This window comes from Curtobacterium sp. B18 (assembly GCF_000333375.1).
In the GTDB taxonomy this organism is placed as follows: Bacteria; Actinomycetota; Actinomycetes; order Actinomycetales; family Microbacteriaceae; genus Curtobacterium.
On sequence record NZ_BACZ01000406.1, the window covers coordinates 1 to 1209 of the forward strand.

At 73.4% G+C, this 1209-nt stretch carries 1 protein-coding gene and 1 pseudogene; both read right to left on the reverse strand.

Going from position 1 to position 1209, the window contains the following annotated elements; genetic code table 11:
- Positions 1-1022: DegT/DnrJ/EryC1/StrS family aminotransferase (locus I5E_RS11290; protein WP_022907083.1), on the reverse strand; the 1022-nt coding region annotated here is incomplete at its 3' end.
- Positions 1019-1209 (reverse strand): annotated as a pseudogene (locus tag I5E_RS26450) (N-acetyltransferase); the annotation flags it as partial. The pseudogene I5E_RS26450 and the gene I5E_RS11290, both read right to left, overlap by 4 nt.

Genomic DNA, 1209 nt, shown 5'->3' on the forward strand with positions numbered 1-1209 from the left:
GGCAGCGCGCTCGTCTCGGGCAGTCGAGCTCGAGNCGAAAGAGGGCAGGCGTGACCCGGGGTCGGGTAGTACACGCCGGTGCCGACGCCGAACTCCGAGCGGAGCGCCTCGCCCAGGCCGTCGCGGTCATCGGGGACACGGACGACGAACTGGTGGAAGACGTGCTCGGCGTCGGGGTGCACCGTCGGCACGACCACGCCGCGGAGTTCACGGGCGAGGTAGGCCGCGTTGGCCTGGCGCTGCGCCGTCCAGCTGAGCACCTTGCCGAGCTGGACGCGGCCGATGGCGGCGTGGATGTCGGACATCCGGGCGTTGAAGCCGACGACCTCGTTCGCGTAGCGCTGCTCCATGCCCTGGTTGCGGAGGAGTCGCAGCGTGCGGTCGACCTCGGGCGAGGTCGTGGACACCATGCCGCCCTCGCCCGCCGTCATGTTCTTCGTCGGGTAGAGGCTGAAGGCGCTGGCGTCGGACGTGCTGCCGACCCGCCGGCCGGCCCAGCGGGCGCCGTGGGCCTGGGCCGCGTCCTCGACCACGAGCAGGTCGTGCTCGGCGGCGATCGCGGCCAGGGCCGTCATGTCGGCCGGGTGTCCGTAGAGGTGCACCGGCATGAGGGCACGGGTGGCGGGCGTGACCGCGCGGCGGACGGCGGCGGGGTCGACGCAGTAGGAGACCGGGTCGATGTCGACGAAGACCGGGGTGGCACCGACGAGCCGGACCGCGTTGGCGGTGGCCGCGAAGGTGAACGAGGGGACGATCACCTCGTCGCCGGGACCGATGCCGAGGGCGACGAGCGCGAGGTGCAGCGCCGCGGTGCCGCTGTTGACGGCGACGACGGAGCGTCCTTCGACGAGCACCTGGCCGAACTCGCGCTCGAACGCGGCGACCTCGGGACCCTGGGCGAGTCCGCCCGAGGCGAGGACGGCATCGACGGCGCGACGTTCGTCCTGACCGATGAGCGGCTTGGCCGCGGGGATGAGGGCGGGGGTGGTGCGGAGCGGTGCGGTGGTCTGCACGGGGGTCATCGGGACACCTCGATCTGGTCGCCGGCTGCGGAGAGCCGGAAGCGGTCGCCCGTTGCGGGGCAGGTCAGTGCGTCGCCTGCGGAGGCGACGAGTCGGGCACCGGTGCGTCCGACCCAGCCGATGCGGCGGGCCGGCACACCGGCGACGAGTGCGTGGTCCGGGACGTCGTGGGTCACCACGGCACCCG